At 63.3% G+C, this 23,426-nt stretch carries 18 protein-coding genes; 13 read left to right on the top strand and 5 right to left on the bottom strand.

Annotation, left to right across the window (positions count from 1 at the left end):
* Positions 1-65 precede the first annotated feature (65 nt).
* The 6 genes from LBW87_RS16000 (at position 66) to LBW87_RS15975 (ending at position 6,510) form a co-directional block, all read left to right on the top strand.
* The gene (locus LBW87_RS16000; protein WP_225202485.1) at positions 66-1,040 is read left to right on the top strand and encodes an ABC transporter permease; all 975 of its coding nucleotides are present in this window, start codon (positions 66-68) and stop codon (positions 1,038-1,040) included.
* Between the two features lie 15 nt (positions 1,041-1,055).
* A complete protein-coding gene (locus tag LBW87_RS15995; RefSeq protein WP_225202484.1) occupies positions 1,056-1,970 on the top strand; it encodes an ABC transporter permease in 915 nt (304 codons plus the stop codon).
* Positions 1,971-1,996: 26 nt separating this feature from the next.
* Positions 1,997-2,998 (top strand): ABC transporter ATP-binding protein, encoded by a 1,002-nt coding sequence (locus LBW87_RS15990; protein ID WP_225202483.1) that lies wholly within the window; start codon positions 1,997-1,999, stop codon positions 2,996-2,998.
* Positions 2,995-4,032: an ABC transporter ATP-binding protein gene (locus LBW87_RS15985; protein WP_225202482.1), complete on the top strand. Its 1,038-nt coding sequence runs from the start codon at positions 2,995-2,997 to the stop codon at positions 4,030-4,032. The genes LBW87_RS15990 and LBW87_RS15985 overlap by 4 nt, the downstream gene beginning before the upstream one ends.
* A complete protein-coding gene (locus LBW87_RS15980) occupies positions 4,025-4,489 on the top strand; it encodes a transposase (RefSeq protein WP_225202481.1) in 465 nt (154 codons plus the stop codon). Before LBW87_RS15985 ends, LBW87_RS15980 begins: the two co-directional genes overlap by 8 nt.
* Before the next feature lie 134 nt (positions 4,490-4,623).
* The gene (locus LBW87_RS15975; RefSeq protein ID WP_225202480.1) at positions 4,624-6,510 is read left to right on the top strand and encodes a methyl-accepting chemotaxis protein; all 1,887 of its coding nucleotides are present in this window, start codon (positions 4,624-4,626) and stop codon (positions 6,508-6,510) included.
* On the opposite strand, the gene LBW87_RS15970 is transcribed toward LBW87_RS15975, so the two are convergent.
* Positions 6,462-7,859 carry a PLP-dependent aminotransferase family protein gene (locus tag LBW87_RS15970; protein WP_225202479.1) on the bottom strand — a complete coding sequence of 466 codons (1,398 nt, stop codon included), beginning with the start codon at positions 7,857-7,859 and terminating at the stop codon, positions 6,462-6,464. The genes LBW87_RS15975 and LBW87_RS15970 overlap by 49 nt on opposite strands.
* A 239-nt stretch (positions 7,860-8,098) precedes the next feature.
* Between LBW87_RS15970 and argE the strand changes: the two genes are divergently transcribed.
* From argE to LBW87_RS15955, 3 genes are all read left to right on the top strand, one after another.
* Positions 8,099-9,328 carry an acetylornithine deacetylase gene (gene argE / locus LBW87_RS15965; RefSeq protein ID WP_225202478.1) on the top strand — a complete coding sequence of 410 codons (1,230 nt, stop codon included), beginning with the start codon at positions 8,099-8,101 and terminating at the stop codon, positions 9,326-9,328.
* Between the two features lie 11 nt (positions 9,329-9,339).
* Positions 9,340-10,701 (top strand): MmgE/PrpD family protein, encoded by a 1,362-nt coding sequence (locus LBW87_RS15960; protein ID WP_225202477.1) that lies wholly within the window; start codon positions 9,340-9,342, stop codon positions 10,699-10,701.
* A 191-nt stretch (positions 10,702-10,892) separates the two neighbouring features.
* Positions 10,893-12,134 (top strand): MFS transporter, encoded by a 1,242-nt coding sequence (locus LBW87_RS15955; RefSeq protein WP_225202476.1) that lies wholly within the window; start codon positions 10,893-10,895, stop codon positions 12,132-12,134.
* Between the two features lie 81 nt (positions 12,135-12,215).
* Here LBW87_RS15955 and LBW87_RS15950 read toward each other — a convergent pair whose 3' ends face one another.
* Positions 12,216-12,878 (bottom strand): GntR family transcriptional regulator, encoded by a 663-nt coding sequence (locus LBW87_RS15950; RefSeq protein WP_225202475.1) that lies wholly within the window; start codon positions 12,876-12,878, stop codon positions 12,216-12,218.
* A gap of 344 nt (positions 12,879-13,222) precedes the next feature.
* On the opposite strand from LBW87_RS15950, the gene LBW87_RS15945 reads away from it, so the two are divergent.
* From LBW87_RS15945 to LBW87_RS15930, 4 genes are all read left to right on the top strand, one after another.
* Entirely contained in the window at positions 13,223-14,329 is a 1,107-nt protein-coding gene (locus LBW87_RS15945; RefSeq protein ID WP_225202474.1) for a BMP family ABC transporter substrate-binding protein, read from the top strand.
* Between the two features lie 75 nt (positions 14,330-14,404).
* Positions 14,405-15,808 (top strand): amidase, encoded by a 1,404-nt coding sequence (locus tag LBW87_RS15940; RefSeq protein WP_225202473.1) that lies wholly within the window; start codon positions 14,405-14,407, stop codon positions 15,806-15,808.
* A 32-nt stretch (positions 15,809-15,840) separates the two neighbouring features.
* A complete protein-coding gene (locus LBW87_RS15935; protein WP_225202472.1) occupies positions 15,841-16,962 on the top strand; it encodes an ABC transporter permease in 1,122 nt (373 codons plus the stop codon).
* Positions 16,962-17,894 carry an ABC transporter permease gene (locus tag LBW87_RS15930; RefSeq protein WP_225202471.1) on the top strand — a complete coding sequence of 311 codons (933 nt, stop codon included), beginning with the start codon at positions 16,962-16,964 and terminating at the stop codon, positions 17,892-17,894. Before LBW87_RS15935 ends, LBW87_RS15930 begins: the two co-directional genes overlap by 1 nt.
* Before the next feature lie 70 nt (positions 17,895-17,964).
* Here LBW87_RS15930 and LBW87_RS15925 read toward each other — a convergent pair whose 3' ends face one another.
* The 3 genes from LBW87_RS15925 to LBW87_RS15915 form a co-directional block, all read right to left on the bottom strand.
* Positions 17,965-19,314, bottom strand: coding sequence for a gamma-glutamyl-gamma-aminobutyrate hydrolase family protein (locus tag LBW87_RS15925; protein WP_225202470.1), 1,350 nt, complete (start codon positions 19,312-19,314; stop codon positions 17,965-17,967).
* A 535-nt stretch (positions 19,315-19,849) separates the two neighbouring features.
* The gene (locus tag LBW87_RS15920; protein ID WP_225202469.1) at positions 19,850-20,326 is read right to left on the bottom strand and encodes a CesT family type III secretion system chaperone; all 477 of its coding nucleotides are present in this window, start codon (positions 20,324-20,326) and stop codon (positions 19,850-19,852) included.
* Positions 20,327-20,389: 63 nt separating this feature from the next.
* Complete coding sequence (locus LBW87_RS15915) at positions 20,390-23,356, bottom strand: hypothetical protein (protein WP_225202468.1); 2,967 nt, start codon at positions 23,354-23,356, stop codon at positions 20,390-20,392.
* Positions 23,357-23,426 lie beyond the last annotated feature (70 nt).

Genomic DNA, 23,426 nt, shown 5'->3' with positions numbered 1-23,426 from the left:
GCAGTCAGGCGCGCGGAGCAGGCCCGGCCGGTTCCGCGCACTCGCCACCTTGAATGGTAACGACGATGATTTCATTTCTTGTAAAGCGCATCATTCCCTCGCTCATGGCGATGTTCGTGCTTGCGCTGCTGTTGTTTGTGGGCTTATACGCCATCGGTGACCCGATCGAGATTCTGGTCGATCCGGCCGCCGACGACGCCACCCGCGAGGCGGTGCGTCAAAGCCTGGGCCTGAACCAGCCGCTGTATGTGCAGTTCCTGCGGTTCCTGTCCAACGCGCTGCATGGCGACCTGGGCAGCTCGTTTGTGCAGAACGTGCCGGCCATCCAGCTGATCCTGCAGCGCATGCCGGCCACGCTGGAGCTAGCCGTGCTGGCGCTGGTCATCGCGGTGGTCACCGGCGTGCCGCTGGGCATGGCGGCCGGTCTCAAGCCCGAAGGAAAGTTCAGCCGCGCCATCATGGGCATGTCGATCCTGGGTTTCTCGCTGCCGGGTTTCTGGATCGGCCTGATGATGGTGCTGGGCTTCGCCGTGCTGCTGGGCTGGATGCCGGCCGGCGGTCGCGGCCAGACCGAGCTGCTGTTCGGGGTGCCGGTCAGCTTCCTGACGCTGGATGGATTGCATCACCTGATCCTGCCGGCGCTGACGCTGTCGCTGTACAAGACGGCGCTGATCATCCGGCTGGCCCGCGCCGGCACCCGCGAGGTGATCCAGAACGATTACATCAAGTTCGCCCGCGCCAAGGGCGTGCGTCAGTCACGCATCATCGGCTTGCATGTGCTCAAGAACATCGCGATCCCCATCGTCACCGTGATCGGCCTCGAGTTCGGCTCGCTGATCGCATTTGCGGTGGTGACCGAAACCGTGTTTGCCTGGCCCGGCATGGGCAAGCTGCTGATCGACAGCATCCAGCGGCTGGATCGCCCGGTCATCGTGGCCTACCTGCTGGTGGTCATGGTGATGTTTTCGGTCATCAATATTCTGGTCGATCTGGCGTACTCGCTGCTCGACCCCCGCATTCGCACCAAAGGGAGGGCGTGACACATGGAGATCACGATGAAAGCATCCGCGGCAGAAAAGCCGCTCAAGAAGCCGGGCTCCTCGCTCTGGCTGCGCATCGGACAGGATTTCATGCGCAACCGGATTGCGGTGGCGGGGCTGGCGTTGCTGCTGCTGCTGATCGCCGCGGCGTTGCTGGCGCCCTGGATCACGCCCCAGAATCCGTATGACCTGAACCAGCTCGACGTGATGAACAGCCATTTGCATCCGGGCGCCGTGGCCGAAGGGCTCAACTATCGGTTCTGGCTGGGGACCGACGACCAGGGCCGCGACATCTACAGCGGCATCGTCTACGGCCTGCGCATCAGTCTCACCGTGGGCCTGGTCAGCACCGGCATCGCTTTGCTCATCGGCGTCACGCTGGGCCTACTGGCCGCGTACTTCGGCGGCTGGCTGGATGGCCTGCTGATGCGCATCGTGGATATGCAGCTGTCGTTTCCGGCGATGCTGATCGCGCTGATCCTGGTGGCCTTGCTGGGTTCGGGCCTGGACAAGGTGATCATCGCGCTGGTCGCGGTGCAGTGGGCCTACTACGCCCGCACCGTGCGCAGCGCGGCGCTGATCGAAAAGCAGCGCGAGTATATCGAGGCGGCCAAGAGCCTGGGGCTGTCCAACGCCCGCGTGGTGTTCAGCCACCTGCTGCCGAATTGCATTCCGCCCATCATCGTGGTGGCCACCATGAACATCGCCACGGCGATCTCGCTGGAAGCCACGCTGGCGTTCCTGGGTGTGGGCGCGCCGATTACCGAGCCATCGCTGGGACGACTGATTGCCAACGGTTATTCGTACATGTTGTCGGGTGAATACTGGATCTGTTTCTTCCCCGGCGTGATGCTGCTGATCCTGATCATGTCGATCAACCTGGTGGGCGACCACTTGCGCGACGTACTCAATCCGCGCTTGCAGAAATGAACGGCCACGACGGCGAGGACAAGAAAATGAACGATACCTTATTGGAAGTACGCGGCTTGCAGACCTGGTTCGAGACCCGCGCTGGCACCGTGCGCTCGGTCAATGACGTCAGCCTGACCCTCAAACGCGGCGAAATTCTCGGGCTGGTGGGCGAATCTGGCTCCGGCAAGAGCGTCACCGGCTATTCGATCATGGGCCTGTTGGAGTCTCCCGGGCGCATCGTGGGCGGTTCGATCAGCTTTCACGGCCGCGACGGCCAGGTCGAAGACCTGGTCAATGTCTCGCAGGAGCGCTTGCGCCAGTTGCGGGGCGACCGGATCGCGATGATCTTCCAGGACCCGGCGACCAGCCTCAATCCGGTCCTGCGGGTCGACACCCAAATGTGCGAAGCGCTGCATTCGCATGCCGAGCTGAGCCAGGCCGAGGCGCACCGGATTGCCCATGACGCGCTCAAGCGGGTCGGCATCCCGGCGCCGGAAGAACGGCTCAAGTCGTATCCGCACCAGTTTTCCGGCGGCATGCGGCAGCGGGTTGCGATCGCCACGGCGATTCTCAACAAGCCGGACCTGATCATCGCCGATGAACCCACCACCGCGCTCGATGTGACGGTGCAGGCGCAGATCCTGTACGAGGTGAAGAAGCTCTGTCGCGAATCCGGCACCGCGCTGGTCTGGATCACGCACGACCTGTCGCTGGTGTCCGGGCTGGCCGACCAGATCGCGGTGATGTATGCCGGGCGCATCGTCGAGTCGGGCCCGGTGGCCGAGGTGATGTCGGCGCCGCGCCATCCGTACACGGTGGGCTTGATGAAGTCCATCCCCAGCAACAATCCGCGCGGACAGCCGCTGTACCAGATTCCCGGCATGGCGCCATCGGCGGCCAACCTGCCGGAAGGCTGCGCGTTCCGTCCACGCTGTGCATTCGCCAGCGAAATCTGCGCCACGGTGCCAGAAGCCATCAACCGTTCCTCGCAACCGGGGGTGGAGCATCTGGTTCGCTGTTTTCATGCCGATAAGGTCAAAGTATGAACTTCACTGAAGAAGCCGCCTCGGTCGCCGAGGCCGAATTCGACGACATGCCCTTGCTGCGCCTGGAGCAGATCGCGAAGCGCTTTTCTGCCAAGCGCGACCTGGTCGATAACGCACTGGCCAGGCTGATCGGACGTGGCGATCCGCCGGCGGTGCACGCGGTGGACGACGTGTCGCTCGAAATCCGCAAGGGCGAGGTATTGGGCCTGGTGGGCGAATCCGGTTGTGGTAAATCGACGCTGGGGCGCGTGGTGGCCGGTATTCATCCCAAGTCCGAAGGGACGATGGAATGGAAGGGCATTTCCACCGACCGCCTCAACGCATCGCAGCGGCAGCGCCAGACGCTGGCCATCCAGATGATCTTCCAGGACCCGATGGCGTCGCTCAATCCGCGCAAGCGGGTGCGTGACATCATCGGCGAGGCGCCGCTGGCCCATGGCTTGATCAAGCCGTCCGAGCTGGAACCCTACGTCGAGGAAATGATGCTGCGCGTCGGGCTCGATCCGACCTACCTGTTGCGCTACCCGCACCAGTTCTCGGGGGGACAGCGCCAGCGCATCGGCATCGCCCGCGCGCTGGCGGTCAAGCCCGAGTTCCTGGTGTGCGACGAGTCGGTGGCGGCGCTGGATGTGTCGGTGCAGGCGCAGGTGATCAATCTGTTCATGCGCCTGCGCGAAGAACTCGGCCTGACCTACCTGTTCATCAGCCATGACCTGGGCGTGGTCGAGCATATCTCGGACCGGGTGGCGATCATGTATCTGGGGCGGATTGTCGAAGTCGCGCCGACGGTGCGCATGTTTGCCAAGCCGAATCACCCGTACACCCAGGCTCTGCTGGCCGAAATTCCGCGCATCTCGCTGGCGCCGCGCGAGTTCACACCGATGAAGGGGGAATTGCCGTCGCCGATGAATCCACCGTCGGGATGCCATTTCCATCCGCGTTGTCCGTATGCGATGGAGCGCTGCAAGCAGGAGCGTCCGCCGATGAAGACCATTGCCAGAAACCATATCAGCGCCTGCCACCTCAATGCCTGAAACGACAACCCGGTCGGCGTTCCTGCACCTGATGGACGCCGCCATACCATGGGACATGCTGGCCCGGGCAGCCTGTGCCGGCGCGGAACCTGAGACCGCCGGATGCGATGTGCGCCAGGGTTTGCGCATCTACTTTCTCCAGCACTGGTTCGGGTGGTCCGACGAGGCCATGGTCGACGCCATGCACGATTCGCGGTCGATTCGCTATTTCCTGCAACAAAGGAACGGCACGCCGGCGGCGGTCCCGGCGGCCACCCTGCAGGGCTTTCGCCAATGGCTGGAGCGGCGCGACATGGGCCGCAGCCTGCTGGAAGCGATGGCCCGGCATCTCGCCATGCGCGGCATCGTGGTCGAGGCCGGCCAGGCCACCGAACCTTGTGCCGTGACCCGGGTGCCGGCGCCATCGGCCTGGCCGGGCGGGCAACGTGCCAGTGACGGCGTGGCGGCTTGCCGTTAGCCGTTGCTGCCGCATGTCCGGGGTCCCCCCACGAGGCCGCTGATACAAGACGGTCAGGAGACGCGCAGGGGTTTTATCGACAGGCCGGCCCAGCGCTGGCCTGGATTCAGCACAATAATGTCGCCGGGGAACGCATGATCTCATCCATTCGCAACAAAATGCTGGCCATCAGCGCCGGCACCGTGATCGTATCGCTGGCATTGACCACGCTGGCCACCTATATGCTGGTGCGCGCTGACAACGCACGTTCCATCCAGCAGGGCCTCGACAGTCTCAGCACCGCCAATTCGCTGGCCATCGGCGAGTGGAGCCTGGCCAAGGCCACCGCAGTGCAGTCGGTGGCGGCCGAGGTGGCGCCGGGCGACCAGCGCGGACTGGTCAGGCATCTGATGAGCGCAGGCGGCTTTTCGCTCACCACCGGGGGGTGGCAGGACAAGTCGTTTGTCTCGACCACGCCGGGCTTGCCGGCCGACTACGATCCGACGCCGCGGCCCTGGTACAAGGAAAGCATCGCCGCCGGCAAGCCATTGATCACCAAGCCTTACCGCTCCGCCACCGGCTTGCTGCTGGTGTCGTTTACGGCCCCGATCATGCGCGATGGCAAACCGCAAGGGGTGATCGCCGGCGGGGTGTCGCTGGACAAGGTGCGGGCCGTGATCGCCGCCATCCAGCCGACGCCATCGAGCCTGGGCATGGTGCTGGACAAGGAGGGCGTCATCATCGCCCATCCCGACGAGAAGCTGCTGCTCAAGAAGGCCGATCAGATCGCGCCGGGCCTGGTGCCGCAGGCGATCCTGGCCGCCGCCGGCAGTGGCGAGCTGCTTGAGGCTGACGTCGATGGCGCCTCCAAGCTGTTGCGCGCGCGCCCGATCCCCAACACCGAATGGACGCTGGTGGTAGCGCTGGACCAGCGCGAAGCCACCGCCGGCATTCGCGATGTGCTGCGCGCCTCGGCGCTGGCGGTGTTGTTGCTGGTGGTGGCGGCGACGCTGGTCTGTGCCATGTTGACGGCGCGCTCGTTCCGGCGTCTGTCGCAGGTGCGCGATGCGCTCGACGAAATCGGATCGGGCAGCGGCGACCTGTCGCAACGCCTGCCGGTGGTCGGACGCGACGAGGTGGCGCAGATCGCGGCCTCGTTCAATCTCTTCGCCGGCAAGATTGCCGAGGTGCTCAAGGAAGTGCGCCATGGCAGCGCCTCGGTGGCGCTGGCCACGATGGATATCGAATCCGGCAATCGCGACCTGTCGCATCGTACCGAGACCGCCGCCAGCAGCCTGCAGGAAACCTCGGCGTCACTGGAACAGATGACGGCCGCGCTCGAGAATTGCGTGGACAGCGCCGGCCAGGCGTCGCAGCTGGCGCGCGCGGTGAGCGGCAGCGTGGTGCAGGGGCGCGATGTCATGGGTGAGGTGGTCACCACGATGGACGAGATCTGTCGTGCGTCGTCCAACATCGCCACCATCATCGGCGTGATCGACGCCATTGCGTTCCAGACCAATATCCTGGCCCTGAACGCCGCCGTCGAGGCCGCGCGGGCCGGCGAGAACGGGCGTGGCTTTGCCGTGGTGGCCAGCGAGGTGCGGGCGCTGGCCCAGCGCAGCGCCACCGCTGCGCGCGAAATCAAGTCGCTCATCGCCGTCTCCGAGAGCAGCGTGGCCTCGGGCAACGCCAAGGTGCTGGCTGCCGGCCGCAACATGCAGGAAATCGTGCAGGGCATCGAACGGGTGGCGAGCATCGTGCAGGACATCGATCATTCGATGCGCGAGCAGGGCGGTGGTATCCGGCAGATCAACGGTGCGCTGGCCGAGCTGGAGCATTCCACCCAGCAGAATGCGGCGCTGGTCGAAGAAGCCGCCGCCGCATCGATCACCCTCAAGGAACAGGCGGGCCGGGTCAGCCAGCTGGTGGCGGCGTTCCGGCTGGATCCGGCGCCGCGCGCGCCGGGCCTGGCCACGCGCGTGGGCGGCGCGCCTCAACAGATCGATTTGAACAATTCGATCAGCGCCGGCTCGGTGCCGTAACAGACATTGAGGCGGAACCATGGCGTGTCCTGCATTCCGTTGCGAAACACCTTGCCCGGCGCGATGATGATGCCGGCGTTGGCGGCCAGCTTCCAGATATCCGACGAGCTGTCGAACTTGGGGTGCCGGATCCAGATGAACTTGCCCCCCAGCGGACGGCAGAAGAACTGGAACCCCAGCGGGCGCAGCGCGTTTTCGGTGTCGGTCAGGCTGCTGGCCAGGCGCAGCTTGAGGCGTTCGGTCGAGCGGCGGTACAGGCCCTCGGTGAGCGCATGAAAGACGAATTTCTCGCTCAACTGGGCGCTGGTGATGCTGGTGATCATCTTCATGTTGGCCAGGTCCTTGATCGAGTTGGCGGGCGCGGCCACGTAGCCCACCCGCGCCGACACCGACAAGGTCTTCGAGAAGCTGCCGACATAGAACACCCGCGACAGCTGGTCCAGCGTTGCCAGTCGCGGCACCTGTTCCGACAGCATGTCGGCATAGGCGTCGTTTTCAACCAGCCGGAAATCGTACTGCTCGGACAATCGCAGCAGGCGATAGGCATTGCCCGGCGAGATGGTCGAGCCGGTCGGCGTCTGCAGCACTGACTGCGTGAACATGACGCTGGGACGGTGCTGCTGCGCGATCTTCTCGAGCATGTCGAGGTCGGGACCATCGTGATTGCGGCGCACCGGCAACGGCTCGATCCCCTGCATCTGCAGGTTGCTGAACAGGTTGAAATAACCGGGGTCGTCGACCAGCACCTTGTCGCCCGGGCGCAGCAGGTAACGGATGATCAGGTCCATTGCCTGCGATGCGCCCTGGGTCAGCAGCACCTGATCGGGCTGGGCGTAGATGCCCAGGTCGGACAGTTTTGACAGCAGCAGCGTGCGCAACGGCAGATAGCCGTAGGGCTCACCGTACTGCATCATCCCCGAGTCGATCTTGGAGGCCACCGATTTCAGGCTGGCCTTCACCATGTCGGGGTCCATCCATTCCTTGGGCAATTTTCCCGTGCTGACATCGAGCAGGCCGTCGTCGTTGCTCAGGTGCGACCGCATCTGCCACAGGTGATCGAAGGCCTTGGCAAACTTTTCGGTGGGATTGCGCTTGTCGACCGTCGGCCGCGACTGCTTGACGAAGAAACCGCTGCGCGGCCGCGATTCGAGATAACCCAGTGCCACCAGGCGCTCGAACGCATCGGCCACGGTATGCACGCTGACCAGGTGCTGGCGGGCGAACAACCGGATCGAGGTCATCTTGGTGCCGGAGCGCAGGGAGCCGCTGTCGACCAGGTTCTTGATGCGATCGACGATTTGCTCCACCAGCGAAATTTTCGACGCGGTAGACAACTGGATCAACGCCATTTTCTTCCCATCTGTATTCTCCGGCCGTCATTACAGACGTCGGAAGTTAATGAATATCTGTACCTCGCCTGAGATGCACAGGGTAACTAGCATTGTCATATTCTAAATAAGCATCAATCCGATGGCTATAGCCCGGTGTCCGATAGGACCACAGCGGGCTACCGATTTCAGATACGCGCGCTCTGCTACGCCAGCCGCACCGCTCTGTGTCGGCAGCCGGAGATGATTGATTCGATCCAATGGAAAACAAAAAATTGATTACGCCAGCCCAGCCGTCGGCCGAGACCTTGTCGCTGTTGTCGACACTGATCGGCTTCAACACAGTCAGCCGTGAGTCCAACCTGGGCCTGATCGAATGGGCACGCGACACGCTCAACAGGCTCGGCGCCCAGGTCAGGCTGACCTACGACGCCAGCGGCAAGAAGGCCAACCTGTTCGCCACGTATGGCGAGGGGCCGGGATTCGGCACGGTCTTTTCCGGTCACACCGATGTGGTGCCGGTGGACGGGCAGCAGTGGGATACCGATCCCTTCGTGGCGACCACCATAGGTGATCGCATCTATGGCCGCGGTTCCTGCGACATGAAGGGTTTTATCGCAGTGTGCCTGTCGCGACTGCCCAGCCTGGCGCGCCAGAAGCTGCATACGCCCATCCACTTTTCCTTCTCCTACGACGAAGAGCTGGGATGCCTGGGCGTGGGCGGCCTGCTCGATGACCTCAAGGCCAACGGCATCAAGCCTACCGCCTGTATCGTCGGCGAGCCGACCATGATGCTGCCGGTGCTGGCGCACAAGGGCAAGCGCGCCTATCGCTGCTCGGTGCACGGGCATTCGGCGCATTCGTCGTCGCCGCAACTGGCCATCAACGCGGTGGACTTCACGGCCGAACTGATCGTGCGCATCCGCGAGATCGCTCAGCGGGTGCGCGGATCCGAAACCTGGGATCGCGAGTTCGACGTCCCGTATTCGACCATCGTCACGACCGTGATCCACGGCGGCAAGGTCGTCAACACGATCCCCGATAAATGCGAATTCGTGTTCGAGCACAGGTTCTTGCCGGGCGTCGATCCGCAGCAGGTGCTGGACGAACTGCGCAGCTACATCGAGCAATCGATGCTGCCGCGGATGAAGGTCGAGGCCGAGGGCGAGCATGGCAGCAGCGCGGGCCGGGTCGAGTTCGAGATCCTGTCTTCCTATCCGGGCCTCAATTCGCAGCCTTCGGACGACGTGGTCCAGCGCGCCATCCGCATCCTCGGCGCCGAGCGCGCCAGCAAGGTCGGATTTGGCAGCGAGGCAGGGTTGTTCAGCGCAGCCGGCATCCCGGCCGTGATCTGTGGCCCTGGCGACATCGCCCATGCGCATAAACCCAATGAATTCGTGACGCTCGAGCAGCTTGCGCGGTGCGAGGCATTTTTTGACAAATACGTGATGGCCACCAGCATCGACGCTGGCCAATCCGTCATCCGGTAAGGAGCGGCAGCATGGAATTGAGTGAACAGCTGGCCGCATGGTGCGCCGACGGCAGCAAGGTATTTCCATCGGCGTCGATCAAGCGCGCCGAAGCCGCCATTGCAGACGTCATGGGCTGCGTGCTGGGCGGGCGCAATGAGCCGGCCGTGATCGGCGCCGGCAAGATCACGCCAGATGATGGTTGCGGGCGCTCCAGCGCGGTCACCCACAAGCGCCCCATATCGGCGCCGTGGGCCGCCCTGATCAACGGCTGCGCCGCGCACGCGCTGGATTTCGACGACAACTTCTTCCCGCCGGTGACCCATGCCAGCGCCTCGCTGGTGCCGGCGCTGCTGGCGCTGGCCGAGGAGATCGGCACCAGGCCGGTGGAGGTGGTGCATGCCTATATCGCCGGCCTGGAAGTGGAGGCGCAGATCGGCAAGGTGGTCAACCCTTCGCATTACGAATCGGGCTGGCACGCCACCTCCACCATCGGCGCCATCGGCGTGGCCGCGGCCTGCGCAGTGTTGATGAAGCTGGGCCAGGAGGGCATCCTGCACGCCATCAGCATCGGCTCCAGCCTGGCCGGCGGCAGCAAGCGCCAGTTCGGCTCGATGGTCAAGCCGATGCACGCCGGCTTCGCCGCCATGCATGGCGTGATGGCGGCCAAGCTGGCCGGCGCCGGCGTGACCGGCGTGACCAATACGCTGCAAGGAAAATGGTCGTTCGAGGAGTTATACGCCGGCAGCGGCGACCTCGGCGTGTTCTCGCCCGAGATGTTCCCGGCTGCGCGCCTGGCCATCGACGAGTACGGCCTGGTGGCCAAGCTCTATCCGTCGTGCATGTCGTCGCACCTGGGTATCGACGCCATGCTGGCGCTGGCCGAGGATCATGTGTTCGCGCTCGAAGACATCAAGGCCATCGATATCCATATGCCCGAATTCATGGTCGCCAACCTGCGTTACCAGACCCCGGTGTCGTCATCGGAAGCGCGCTTCAGCATGAATTACTGCGCCGCGCTGGCATTGGTGCATGGGATTCCCCGCATGAGCCATTTCACCGAGCAGGCGCTGACGGACAAGAAGGTCCAGCGATTGATGCCGCTGGTGCAGATGCATGTCCGGCAGATCCTGCCGGAGGCGGCCAGCCTGCCCTGGGGCGGCGATTGCGAGGCGCGTATCACGCTGTCCGATGGCAGGGTGCTCGAGCACCAGGCGATCTACCCCAAGGGCTGCATCCAGAATCCGTTGACCGAAGAGCAGCAGCGCATCAAATTTACCGAGTGCGCGCGCGGCAATACATCGGGCGCCGATGCCAACGGGCTGTTCGAACGATTTAGTAATTTTTCCCAGGTAGCGGCATTGGACTCTGTGGCCCAATGCCTGCGGGCCTGACATTCCATAATAAAAAACGCAGGCGTCCCGGCGCAGCGACAATTCGAAAAAACCACCCTGCCGGCGCGCTACGGCAGGGATGGCGCATTTCTTGCTGGATTGCAATAATGCGCTGGCCTGCTGCCACGGGACGCTCCAATGGAGCACATTGCCGACCGGCTTATGCCGTGCGCCACCCCCTTAGGATTGATATGACACAACTTACCGATCGCAATAACACCTTGACCGGCGCACCGCCGGCAGCCGCGTCCCGCTATGGACGCAGGCAGAAGATATTCGTGCTGGTCACGCTGCTGTTTTCGTGGATCCTGGCCAATGCCGACCGCATGGCCATGAGCGTATCGATCATCCCCATCACCAAGGAATTCGGACTCGATGCGGGCGCCGCCGGCATGGTGCTGGGATCGTTCTACATCAGCTACGCCTTCATGCAGTTGCTGGCCGGATGGATGGCCGACCGTTTCGGTTCGCGCGCGGTGCTGGTGTTCTGTGTGGCCTGCTGGTCGGTCTTCACCAGCCTGACCGGCATGGCCGAATCGTTCATCGCGCTGGTCGCGATCCGCTTGCTGTTCGGACTGGGCGAGGGCGGTTTCGCGCCGGCCAGCACGGTGACCATCGCCGAGGCCTTTCCGCGTCAGGAACGGGCGCGCGCCAAGTCGCTCATCATCGGCGCCACCTTCATCGGCAGCGCCGTCGGCACCGGCGCCATTGCTGCATTGATGCAAGCCCACGGCTGGCGCTTTGCCTACCATATCTTCGGCCTGATCGGCGTGGTGGTGGCGGTGGTGCTGTGGTTCGCCGTCAAGCCGTCGCCGGTGCGCACCCAGGGCGCGCGTCCCAAGGGCCTGTTCGGCCAGTTGATGGGCAATCCGGTGATGCGCAAGACGATGTTCATCTTCTTCTTCAGCAATATCGTCTATATCGGCCTGATCTCGTGGATGCCGACCTTCCTGGTCAAGACCCGCGATATCGATATCCTGCATGCCGGCCTGGCTTCGTCGGTGCCGTACCTGGTGGCGTTTGCCTCGCTCAATGGCGTCGGCTGGCTGCTCGACAAGGTCGGCGATGGTCACGACCGCTTGTTCATGTCGATTGGCGCGGCGATGGTGATCGTGTTTCTGGGGTTGATGGCATTTGCCACGTCGCTGCCGGTGCTGATGGTGTTCTGGACCCTGAGCCTGGTCGGTTATACCGCGATCTACGGTACCGTCTTCGCCGTGCCGCTCAAGCATCTGCCGGATGAAGCGGTGGGCACCGCATCGGGCATCATCAACTTCGGTGGCCAGGTGGCAGCCGGCATCGGTCCGGTCGCCATCGGTTTCCTGGTCAGCTCGTCCAAGGGCTCGTTCGTACCGGCGTTCGTGTTCCTGATCGCCGCCGGCGTCTGTGCGCTGCTCATTGCGCTGACCTGGAAGCCCGCGGTCAAGCACTGACGCCATCTTCTTGCACGGCCGGTGGCGTTCAGCGAGCCGGGCACTCCGGTGCTTGTGCTGGCGCCGTTGGCGCTGTCGTGCTTACCGCCCGAAGATGGCCTGGAGGTCGACGGTGTCCGGCTCGCCATTCTTGAACTGATAGCCTTTGATCACCAGTTTGTAATGGGCGGCGAGTTTGCTCTTGGCCGCCGCAATGTCGCCCTCGGACAAGAAATCCACCACCGCCATGTGATCGCCCTGCAGGCAGTTGTAGTCGAAGTCGGTCTTGAACAGTGCCGTGATCAGCGCCTGTTGGCGCAGCAGCTGGCTGTGCGCCTTGATGATCAGCGTGTTGTTGGTGAAGCCCACAAACAGGCCGTGAAAGTCGCGCGCCAGCGCATTGGCGGTATCGAAGTCGCCGTTCTCGAACGCCTTGTGTTCATTGTCTACGTGTTGCCTGAGTTGCGCCCGCTGCGGCGCGCTCATGTCGGTGGCAAGCTTCTCGATCGCAGCGCCTTCGATCATGGCAATGGCGTCGAACAGCTCGTGGGCCTGTTCGATGCTGGGCTTGGCCACCACCGTGGCGCGCTTGGGCGAAATCTCGACCAGCCCGTCTTCTTGCAGACGCGCCAGGGCCTGACGCACGATGGTCCGGCTCACGCCGAAGGCTTCGGCCAGTTCGCGTTCATTGATCTTGGCGCCGGGCGGCAGTTTCTTGTCTTCGATGGCGGCAAAGACACGATCTCTTATTTCCAGGGCTTTCATTTCATTGGCTTGATGTTGAGATGAGGGGCGCTGCTTTCATTTGGCGCACGTCTGCGGCGAACTGGCCTGTTTGGTGCACGACATACGTCGCATTGATGCATCGATCCCCCGATACCCCCGCGCAGGCTTTCCCGCCAGCCCGCTCGGCCAGCGACCTTGTACGTCCAGGAGCCGCTACGGCGCGGGCTGGCCCCATTCTACTGCAATCTGGTATCCCTGATTATAAAATCTGGCATACCACTTGCTTAGCTATTCTGGTATGCCAGATTTTGGTGATTGGCGTGCCAGATGCGCCGCGCTCCGGTCGCCCATTTTTATCCTGACCAACCAGCAAGGGGAAACCAATGAAAGCCAACAGGACGTTACCAGTCATCAGCCGCGCCGCCATTGCCATCGTCGTCGCCGCTGCCACGCTCGCCAGCGGGGTGGCCGGGGCAGCGCCGGCGCTGCCTTCGCCACTGCCGATCGCGTTCGTGTACCTGGGTAATCCGGGTGACGCCGGCTGGACCTATGCGCACGACGTCGGCGCTGGCGACGTCCAGGCAAAATTCGGTGACAAGGTAAAGATCACCCGGGTAGAGAACGTGCCTGAATCGGCGGATGCAGAACGGGTGATCCGTGACCTGGCCAACAAGGGTAACAAGATCATCATCGGCACCAGTTTCGGTTTCCAGGACTTCGGCTTGAAGGTTGCGCGCAGTTTCCCGGACACGGTGTTCCTGCAAAGCGGTTACAAGCTGGCCAAGAATTATGGCGCATTCGATGTTCGCATGTACCAGGGGGCGTATCTGGCCGGCGTATTGGCCGGCGCCAAGACCAAGACCAATACCTTGGGTTTCGTGGCCTCGATCCCGATCCCGGAAGTGGTTCGTAACATCAATGCCTACACGCTTGGTGCCCGCTCGGTCAATCCGAAGGTGCAGACCAAGGTGGTCTGGATCAACAGCTGGTACAACCCCGGAAAAGAAAAGCAGGCTGCCGAAACGCTGATCGGCCAGGGCGCCGACGTGCTGCTGCAAAACACCGACTCGACCACCGTATTGCAGACTGCGCAGGAAAAGGGCGTGTTCGGTTTCGGATGGGATTCCGATATGCAGAAATTCGCGCCCAAGGCCCACCTGGCGTCGGTGGTCATCAAGTGGGGCGTGTACTACAACGCGGCGGTGCAGCAGGTGATGGACGGCACCTGGAAGAGCGAGCACGTCTGGTGGGGGCTGCCGGAAAAGGCGATCGCCATCGAGAAGGTCAATGGCGAAGCCTTGCCTGCGGGGACGACCAAGAGTTTCGAGCAACAGCGCCAGAAGATCGTCGACGGCTGGTCGCCGTTCACCGGCCCGATCAAGGACCAGTCAGGCGCCACCAAGGTGGCCGCCGGTGTGGTGCTCAAGGATAGCGACCTGGTGCCCATGAACTGGTTCGTCGAAGGCGTGCAGGGAAGCCTGCCCAAATAAGGCCATTGGCCGCCCCGCCGGCCGCACCCTGGCAAACGCCAGCGGTCGGTCGCTATCCCGATTGGAGCCCAAAGCATGGAACTCGTTGAAACCTCCGTTACCGACCTGCTGGCCGGATACCGCAATCGCACTATTTCACCGGTCGAGGTGATCGGTGGCTTCCTGTCACGAATCGCGCAGGTCGATCCGCTGTTGAACGCTTTCAGCGAAGTCGATGCGCAAGGCGCGATGCAAGCCGCCGCCGCGTCCGAACAACGCTGGCAGAAGGGCCAGCCGCTGAGCCCCTTCGATGGTCTTCCCGCGTCGCTCAAGGACCAGTGGCCGCTGCAGGGATTCGCCACCAGAAGCGGATCCCTGACCACTGACCCGGCGAAGATCGCGACCGAAGACGCGCCGGCCGCGCAACGCCTGCGCGAGGGTGGTGCGGTATTTCTGGGGAAGACGAATCTGTGCGAATTTTCATGGAATGGAGTCACGCGCAGCACCCTCAAGGGCGAGAGCCGCAATCCGTGGAATCCCAGGATGAACTGCGGCGGCAGTAGCGGCGGCGCGGCCATCGCGGCGGCGGCGCGGCTGTCGATCCTGAATGTCGGATCAGACGGCGCCGGCTCCATCCGCATTCCGGCGGCGTTTTGCGGCGTGTTCGGTTTCAAGCCGACCTATGGCGTGGTGCCGGCCTATCCGCAGGGGCAACTGATCAATTGTTCCCACACCGGGCCGATTACCCGGACCGTGCTGGAGGCGGCCTTGATGCTGGATGCCATCACCCGCTACGACCCGCGTGAATGGCTGGCCACGGGCGATCCGCAGCCACGCTATGTGAGCCAGCTCGATGCCGGTGTGAAGGGACTGCGCATCGGCTATAGCCGCAGCCTGGCCGGCGCGCATGCCAATGAGGCGGTGACGCGGGTGGTCGACCAGGCGGTGCGGGTATTTGCCGACCAGGGCGCGATCCTGACGGAAGTCGACGACGATTTTCCCGATCCACGTCCGGCCTTCGAGGTGATCTATGAGTCGAGCCTGGCGGCTGGACTGGAAAACTTTACCGAGGACCAGAAAGCGCGCCTGGATCCGGGTCTGGTGCGCAACGGCATGCGCGGTTTTTCGCATACCGCGCAAGCGCTTATCCGGGCCTTCGCCGCGCGTGAAGAGCTGGGGCGCGCAATGAACCTGTTCCACGAACAATTTGATCTGCTGATCACGCCGCAACTGGCGGTGACGGCCTTCGAGTGCGGCCAGGATGTTCCTGCGCAGAGCGGCATGCGGGAGTGGCTCGACTGGAGCCCATTTACGTACATGTTCAATCTCACGCAGCAGCCAGCGGCCGCGGTCCCATGCGGCTTTGTCGAGGGGCTGCCGGTGGCCCTGCAGATTGTCGGCCCGCGCCATGCCGATCTGCGGGTCATGCAGGCGGCCAGGGCCTTCGAGCAAATCCAGCCGTTCGCCACGCCGGTCCTGGCCGGCATCGGCGCGCCCTGACACCTCGTCGGCCTGCATCGGACAGAAAAAACATGCGTCCTTTCATTTTCCTCGAGCCTCGGGCCGTGCCTTCCAGGCGCATGCGCTACGGATCGCCGCTGCTGGCCGCTTTGTTGACCTTGGCGGCCGGATGGTGCCTGTTCGCCGCCCAGGGCCAGCCGCCATGGGAGGCCATGCGGATCTTCTTCATCGAGCCGCTGGCCGACCGCAACGGTTGGGCCGAACTGATGTTGAAAGCGACGCCGATATGCCTCATTGCGCTGGGCTTGTCGGCGTGCTTCAAGGCCAATGTCTGGAACATCGGCGCCGAAGGACAGATGCTGATGGGCGGCATCGCCGCCAGCGGCGTGGCGCTGTATGTCGAACCGGGCAATCCGGCCTGGATGATGATGCTGATGATCGGCGCGGCGATCCTGGGTGGCATGCTGTGGGCGGCCGTGGTGGCGACATTGCGCACGTGTTTCAATACCAATGAGATATTGGTCAGCCTGATGCTGACCTATGTCGCCTCCAACATCCTGATCTATCTGGTCAGCGGCCCTTGGCGCGATCCGATGGGCATGAATTTTCCGTTAACCCGGCAGTTCGACAGCGATGCGCTGTTCGCCCTGCTGGCCGACGATTGGCATTGGACGTTCTGGCAGGGCACGCGACTCAATGCATCGGTATTGCTGGTGCCGCCGCTGGTGGCGGCGATGTGGCTGTTCCAGCAAAAGAGCTTTTCAGGATTCAAGATGCAGGTCGGCGGACTGGCCCCGCTGGCAGCCCGCTATGCCGGTTTCTCCGAGAGCGGCGCGGTCTGGCTGGGGCTGATGCTCAGTGGCGCGCTGGCAGGGCTGGCAGGCGTCGGTGAAGTGGCCGGCACGATTGGGCAGTTGCAATCATCGTGGTCGCCGGGGTATGGCTTCACCGCGATCATCGTCGCTTTTGTCGGACGCCTGCACCCGGTCGGCGTGGTCCTGGCGAGCTTGCTGATGGCATTGCTCTATCTGGGCGGCGAATCGGCGCAGACCGCGCTGCATCTGCCCAAGTCCATCAGTTCGGTATTTCAGGGCATGCTGCTGTTTGCCTTGCTGGGATGCGACCTGGCGGTGCATTACCGCCTCCGACTGACCAGGCGCACCATGTTTTCACCGATGCAGGGAGGGCAGTGATGGATGCCATGCAATTGACCGTATTGCTGTCCAATACGCTGGTGATCGCGGTGCCGTTGATACTGGCCGGCCTGGGCGAACTGGTTACCGAGCGCAGCGGGGTACTCAACCTGGGCGTGGAAGGCATGATGCTCATCGGCGCCGTCTGCGGTTATGCGGTGACCGTCGTCAGCGGCAACCAATGGCTCGGTTTGCTGGCAGCGGCGGCGGCAGGGGCGATCATCGCCGGCGTGTACGCGTTGCTGGTGCTGGTGTTGCTGGCCAACCAGGTGGCCGCCGGTCTGGCGCTGAGCATGCTCGGTGTCGGCTTGTCGGCCTATGGCGGGATCGACTATACGGGCGCCACGATTGCGCACACGATTTCGCCCTGGCCGATTCCCTTTCTGGCTGATCTGCCCTTGCTGGGCGCGGCGCTGTTCCGACACACGCCCCTGGTCTATCTGTCCTGGATCGCGGTGGCTGCGGTCTGGTGGTTCATTTATCGCAGCCGTAGCGGACTGGTATTGCGCGCGGTGGGCGAGTCGCCTGATTCGGCGCATTCACTCGGCTATTCCGTACGCGGCGTCAGGGCCGCCGCCGTGGTGTTCGGTGGCGCGATGGCCGGATTGGCGGGGGGGTATTATGCCGTCGTCTATCTGCGTCTGTGGCAGGAGCAGATGACCGCGGGACTGGGATGGATTGCGCTCGGTCTGGTGGTGTTTGCGGCCTGGCGTCCGTGGCGACTGCTGGCGGGCGCATTGCTGTTCGGATGCCTCATGGCGCTGCAGTTCCAGTTGCAAAGCACCAGCTTGCTCGCTATCCCTTCATCCTTGCTGGCCTGCCTGCCTTATCTGGCGACGGTCGTGGTGCTGGTCATGATTTCGCGCGATCCGCAGATGCTGCGCCGGAATGCGCCGGCGTCCCTGGGCAAGACATTCTTCCCGGGGACCTGAGGCACAGTCGCGATTGAACCTGGCTGCCACAGCGCACGCGCCAGTGATGCATTGGCGCGTGCGGCCTGTATCAGCGTCCGGTCAATTGCGAAGGACGGGGGAACTGGTTGTCATCGCCATTGGACAGCGTGCCATCGGCCACCTTGGCCTCGAAATCCCGGGTCATGTTGCGGCGGGCCGAAAAGGCGTCGCCTGCTGCGGCCATGTAGTCGAACAGGGCTTCTGCCGCCTCGCGCTCGTGGTGGTAGTTGGCATTGTCGAACGTGGAGCTGGCCACCGTGCCGGGCAACATCGTGGGGATGCCAGCCAGCGCTTCGGGATGATGCTGCACGCCGACCACCGGGGCCCCGTGCCGTGCTTCGAAGCCTTCGATCGTTGCTTCGCCCGGATTGTCGGACCGTACGCGCGCCGTCACCTTCAGCAACGCATCCGTTTGCAGTGCCGACATGGGATCTGTTCCGGCAATGGCGACAGTTTCGCCATGACTTCCCGGCTTGCTGAGAACCTCGGCCCAATGCACCGAATTGGCATTGATGTCGAGTCCCTCGCCGGACAACTTCATCGCGTCCGCCAGCAAGGAGCCGGCTTCGACCGTTACCGGGTGCTGCATGATGGTGCCATGCGCGACCCCCATGGCTGGCTCGGCGTTCGGTCGTGCCACCGGAATCAGTGAGGGCATGTCCGCGGTGTGCCGTGCTTCGAACTCGGGCGAGGTCACCGTGTTACCACCGAAGGCCGCTGCCAGATGCCAGGAGCCACCGCAGATGCCCAGGGTCGGCTGGCCGGTATTGCGTGCCTGGCGCAACAGGTTGGCCTGGTGGTTGGCACGCTCGCGGGTGGAATTTTCACGTCCTGTCTTTGGCGGATAGCGCAAGCTGGCGCCTTGTTCGCCGTGCGCCGACCCCGGCACGCCGGGTTGGCCCAGCACCTCGCGTGACATGCTGGTGGGGCCACCGGGCACCACCAGCAGCCCTTCACCGGAACGACCATTTTCATTGACCCCGGGCTGGTTGACCGGGAATGGCAGCTTGCGTGTGTTGAACCATGCGAATTGCTTGCGCGGAATGCCCTTGCTGTCTGCATATTGGTTGGCCAGTTCGATCTCCAGGTCGCGCTGCCGTGGCGACGCCACGGCGACCGTCTCGCGCCCGCTCAACGCCTGGATTGTCTTATGGTCCCAATCGCGGCCGCCACCGCTGGCGTCGTCGCGATTGGCGATGTAGATCGGGGTTTGCGGCATGACGCGCTCGCGCAGCGCATCGGCCAGCGCATTGTTCTTGTCCAGCTTGGTGGCCGGGGTCGAGCGGCCGGTGTAGGCCGATGTCACGGTGGAAGCCGACGCGCGCTGGTCGTCCTGGGCTGGGGCGGTGGTTGAAAAATCGGCGGCGATGCCGCCAGCGGAAGAAATGGGTATGGTCATCTGGTCACTCTGTTGGTTGCGTGAGGAGGTGCGACATCGGCCCGAGTCGGGCCTGTTTCGCGTTTGCGAGGGAGACGATTTGCCCCCTCTTTGCGTTATATGTAGAGGGGCTCCAGATGATGGTTCCTGCTCATATTTGGTGATATGACGCACCAAAATTGCATTTAATGTCAATTTTGGTGCGAATCTATTCATTTATGGCTAGCTGGGTGAATGTTTTATTTTTGCTCGATGGCGCGCGAGCCGCCCCGGTCCTGGCCGCAACCGCGCGCAGGGCGCTGCCGGTCGTGGCCGTCAGGGCGCATCAATTAGGGGCGTTGGTCAAGCGTCAGCGAAGGCAGGGACGAAAAAATAATGATGCAGCGTGTTGCATGCATTGAACTTCAGGCAGGTCGGGGACAGTGCAGGGGAGTGGACAATCAAGCTACGCAATAGCGCGTGAAGTCGGCCATGTCGTCAAGAGGTAGTGCGGGAGGGGCACCATGGCGCAATGGCCATGGTGGAAGACTGGGGGAGATACCGGCGGGCGTGCCGTTCAGCCGCGTTGCAGGCCGCCGGCACTTGCCAGCAGCAGGTGAGTGCGGCTCTTGCCGCGAGCGGCCGTCTTGTCATCGCGCAGGTAGTAGCCGTTTCGCCATTGCCTGGCGTGGGTGGCATGTTCGGCCAGGAGGTTCATGACGTCCAGCGCACGCAGGCGGGCCAGCACCACCCGGCGCGCCAGCAGCACATGACCGTTTTCCGGGTTCTGGGCGAACAGCGGTGCGTTCGGGCCGTGGGTGGCCAGATTGACCTGCAGCAGTCGTTCCAGCACCTGTTCCCTGGCGGTTGACGGCAATGGCCCGAAATCGCAATACAGCGCCAGGGCGTGTTCTTCCCCCTGCGTGGCGTCCCTGATCGTGAAATCGACCCGATCGACCGTCAGGTTGACATCCTGGTACATCAGGCTCGAGGCCGGGATGTCGGCCAGGGTGCAGATATCTTCGAGGATCTTTCGATAAACGCTCGTGACCATAGAATCTCCAGAAATGGGTCAAGACACGGGGCGACGGCGCGCCCCGTGCGATTTGCTTGCGGATTAGTGGCCGCCTGCAGCCGGGCCGCCGGTCTCGTTGTCCCTGGCCTGTGCCAGATCCTCCTGCATGCGCAGGCGACCAACCCGGTTTTCCAGCACTTTGTCGGTGACGTCCTTATTGACCTTGGTTGCCGCCGCCGCAGCGTTGCCGGTGTTATAGATGCCGTTGAGGCCGCGTAGGCCGCCGAAGACAATTTCGGCGCCGTGACGCTGGAACACCTTACCCGCGCCGCGGATCTGGTAGTTCTCATTTTTCTGGCGCTCGTCGCGCACACCCAGCTTCATGTTCTGGTGGCTGGTTTCGGCAAACGGCGAGTAGGGACCGAACAGCACAGTAATCTGCTCGGCAAAGTTCAGTGGCGCGATCAGCGCATTCTTGACCTGCAGTCCCGAGCGCAGGTTCAGCGCGAACGCACCGCCCCATATCAGCGAGGTGATCGCGCGTGGCCACAAGGGCGTATCGAAAGCGGCAGGATCCTTGGACGCGTAGCGGGCACAAGCGATCAAAAAACCGGCCACCGAATTCAGCGCCACCGGCGCGCTGCTCCCGGCCAGGCCATAGTTCTGGAAATTGCGCGACATGTTGGCCCATACGTTGCAGATGATTTCAGGCGCATTGGCCACGCGCCGGCTACCGTCCCTGAGCAGCATGGGAGTCTCTGGCTTCATCTTGAACAGGCCCTGGTTCTCGGTGACCTGCATGCCGTCATGTACCAGCTTGGCATGTTCGTCTGAAACATTGCCGAATTCGCGCTCGCTGATCACCAGCGGATCACGCTTGATCTTCTGGTAGCGCGCGTCAAGCTGGTCGAGCTCGGCGTCCTTGCCCTGCTTTCTCAGTTCGCTGCGCGCATAGTCGGTCTGTTGGGTAATGGCGGCCAGTTCAGCCTGTTCGTCATCCGACAGTTCCTCCAGCGGGTGATGCTGCAGGAAATGGAATTGCTCGACAGCGCTGACGTCGATCCCCAGTTTCTGGGCGATGAAACTGCACAGTTCGCGCTGCTGGCGGTCGTCGCGATTGGCGCGCGCCATGGCCAGGTCGGTGTACAGGCCGTGCATGCCGGCCACGGCATACTGGTCTTCCAGGCTCAGTCCGGCTTTGGCGGTGGCGATCTTTTCGCCGATCTCGAGCATGGGCAGGATCGCGGTATCGTCGAACTCCTCCAGGCCGCGCTGCTGGAACTGGGTGAACTGCTGGTACTCGTCCAGGGTGATCCCCAGTTTGGTGGCAACCTGCGCCATCAGCGCCGGCTTTTGCGCAGCGCTGGCGGTATCGATACTGGCCAGCAGCCCGGGGCCATCCCGCGCCACCAACGCCTGGGATTGCGTCACCATCTGCTGCTGCGCTGCCTGGAGTCGACGCGCGTAGCTTTGACGCTCTTGCAGTGCAAGCTGGGTGCGCAGCTTGAGCAGGGCGACTACCTCGGGGTCGCGTTTGGCGGCCGCGGCAATCTGGGCGGGGGAAGCGCCTGCGGGCGCCGGTGATGTTCCCAGCGCCGGATTGGCCGCGCGCAGCATTTCCGCCATGCCCTGTTCCAGCATTTCGTTGTCATGGGTGGCGATGCCTTGCAGCGAATTGGCGCGCACCTTCAATGGCGAGCGCACCATGCCCTTGATCACCTGCTCGTCGGCGTGATCGTCGCCGGTGAGCTTGCGCGACAGGATCTCCAGCTCGAACATCATCTTGAACAACTGCACTTCATCGCTGGGCGTGACGAGGCGCTGGCCCAGCATGCGCATCACCGAGGTTCCGATCTGGATATAGCCTGCCAGCCGGGGAATCTTGGTCAACGCCGCGATCAGGCCGCCGCCCCAATTGCCGAAGGCCTGGCCGGTGGCCATCACGGACGCCCGCGAGCTGCCCTTGATGTAGGTGCGCTGGACATTCGAGCGCCCCGTGAAATGGGTTCGCGCAGGTGCGTCGTCTTCGCGCTTCTGCGCCTTGTCGAGCGCAGCCTGCAGCGCTTGCTGGCGCGCCGGATCCTGGCGATCGGCATTGAAATGATTGAATGCCTGCTGCACTTCGCTATCGTCCGAAATCAGGACCAGCAAATCTTCAAGCTCTTGTTTGATCTGTTCAAAGCCTGGCAGGGTCGACAGTTCGGGTTTGATATCGGGAGCGCCGCGACTGGAGCCATCCACGAAGGGGGTGCCGTAGATCAGCGCATCCGGATTGGCCAGCGCGCCCACCGCCTGGGCCAGGATGCTGGAGATCATGTAGCCACCCATCAGGCCGACCTGTTTGCCGTATTTTTCCTTGTTTTCCTCACTGGTGGCGGCGAACATGAACGCCAGCGGTGCCAGGTTGATCAGGTTGCCGGGCACATTTCGCCACGACAGCCAGGCGCCCGCTTCACGCGCGCCTTTCTCGAATTCGTTCTCGTCAAGCTCATTCATCTTCAGCAGCAGCTCGCGCAGCTTGGGCAGGTTCTCGAGCTTGCCGTCATTGATCGCTTCGAGCTGCAAGGTGCGAAACAAGGCCATGTCGCCCCGGTCGATGGGGCGGGTTTCTTCATTGACGATCTGTGCCGATGCGACGAAACGGCCTTCCCGCGTGCTGGCCGCGTTGGCGGCATCCTGCTTGGCCGAGCGCGACATGGCGCCCGCTGGCGTGGGGGCGAATTGCGCTTGATGCGCATCCAGCGCCCGCTCGACATCGCGGGGAACGGCATCGAACGCCGGTGGCAGGTTGATGCCGTCCTGGTCGAACATGTCGATGACGTGCCCGAATGCTTGCGGCTGGATGCGATGCTGCGCATCGGCGGGGGTCATCGGCACCGTCTGCGCGGAACGCTGGGTGTTCGATGGGCCGCGGCCACCGGTGCGGTCCTGTTGATGCCGCGGCAGCACGGGGGCTTTCGATGCGGTGACGCGTCCGGCAAAGGGGGCATTGGAGCGGGTCTGCTGCAGTTCGTGTGATTCTTGCGATTGATTGACCGAGGACGAGGCGGTCGGGTCTAGTTTTGGCATGTTGTTTTTCCGTTGTGGAGTGGCGTGCCGCCGGCAAGTGGCGGCACTGTGCGTCAGGCTGATGGGGCGT

It is taken from the genome of Herbaspirillum sp. alder98, assembly GCF_020179755.1.
In the GTDB taxonomy this organism is placed as follows: Bacteria; Pseudomonadota; Gammaproteobacteria; order Burkholderiales; family Burkholderiaceae_D; genus Herbaspirillum.
Note: the sequence above shows the minus strand (reverse complement) of the source record. Positions and strands in the feature narration are given on the sequence as shown.